The following is a 1,583-nucleotide window of genomic DNA, read 5'->3' as shown; positions in this document are numbered from 1 at the left end:
GATACAGGATTAACTGAATTTTACCGCCTTAATCACTGAAACTAAAGGCAAACCGACAACGCCGAATGTAGCAAATCGTGTTGATGCATTTGTTATATGCAAACAACCATTCTTACTATGAGGTCATTACTTTGATGCCAAAAATGGTAAACAATCCACCAGTGACATAATCTATAACCCCAGAAATACGAGCATAAACGCTTTTAGCTGATTCATGGGAAAACGCCGTAGCTAAGAATAAATGCCAACTAAGCGTAATTGAAGCCATTGTTAGCATGATTGCTAATATCATCGTTGCACTCATGTTTTCAGGCATGGAAACACTGAATAAACTGACAACGAAGAAACCCGTTTTCGGATTTAAAATACTGGTGATAAACGCTGAAATGAAAACCTTTCTTTTCGATGGTGATACCGTTTGATTGACTTCAGTTAACTCACCTAACCTCTTTATTTTTCGAGTTAGATAAATCTGACGCATTCCCAAATACAATAAATAACTGCCACCTACCACTTTCATTAAACCAAATAATTGAGGGAAATGAGAAAAGAGAATAACTAAGCCAGAACCGCCAAAAAACGACCACAGTAACGTCGCACAACTAACACCAAAAGCAGAAAAAACCGCGATTTTACGGTCGTAATTAAGTGCAGTGTTGATCGTTAAAAGTACATTAGCACCAGGAGTCGCAACAGCTAACATCCAAATCAAAGCCACATGAAGAAGAACCAATAAATATTCCATTACCTACCATTCCAATAAATTAAGCCGTGAGCTTAAAAAAGCATATAACGCTGGCATAACACGTTTATTACTATGCAAACCAACCTGAATTAACCGTCTTAATCACAAAACTAAAGGCAAACCCAGAACGCCGAATGTAATAAATCGTGTTGATGCGATTGTTGTGCGTGCTTACTTTCGGCTTGGCTAACTTGGTAAAGAACTGCCCCGCCAAGATTTTCTAAGCACTGATTCTAATTTACCGATAGTAATTAAGCGAACAAAATGTTCTTAAAATGCGAGATAAAGTAAATGGAAAACAGATACATTTTTCACACCATTTGAACGGCTTGGTTTCAGCTAGTTTGGAACTGATAAACTAAATACACTCGCCACAATTGGGATTGGAAATACTGCGAGCAAAACACTGATGCAAACTAAAATGAGGCATAACCAAAGAACAATTGAAGCGTAAATTAGCTTCTGAAACGCCTGAACTTAGGGAAATAAGGGTTAATTTGCCGAACCTGATAATACGAAAACCAAAAGGCAACAAAGAAGAAAGGAACGCTTACTAAGCCGAAACTACGAAAGCCGCGATCCTTTTGATGAACCGTGCAAAAAATTTCGGACTCAGTACGCACAACGCCGCAATAACACGTGCGAAAGACCGACTTACAAAACCAATTATACTCCAAACCGCGAATGCCGAATGTAAATAGCATCGTGTTGATTGCTTTGTTATACGAGCCTTGCTTTCGCTCCGCTTAAATTGGTAAAGAACTGATTTACCAAGATTTGCTGTAAAATGAGTTTAATTAGACTGACTCAATTAAGCGAGCAAAATATCCAATCAACA

The 1,583-nt window shown here is 38.2% G+C and carries 1 protein-coding gene; it reads right to left on the bottom strand.

The window, feature by feature from the left end; all coding sequences use genetic code 11:
- Positions 1 to 115: 115 nt before the first annotated feature.
- Positions 116 to 745 carry a LysE family translocator gene (locus tag PVK62_RS17235; protein WP_274445608.1) on the bottom strand — a complete coding sequence of 210 codons (630 nt, stop codon included), beginning with the start codon at positions 743 to 745 and terminating at the stop codon, positions 116 to 118.
- Positions 746 to 1,583: the final 838 nt, after the last annotated feature.

The organism is Aliivibrio sp. S3MY1, from assembly GCF_028765575.1.
Taxonomy (GTDB): domain Bacteria; phylum Pseudomonadota; class Gammaproteobacteria; order Enterobacterales; family Vibrionaceae; genus Aliivibrio.
This window is presented reverse-complemented; position numbering and strand designations above follow the sequence as displayed.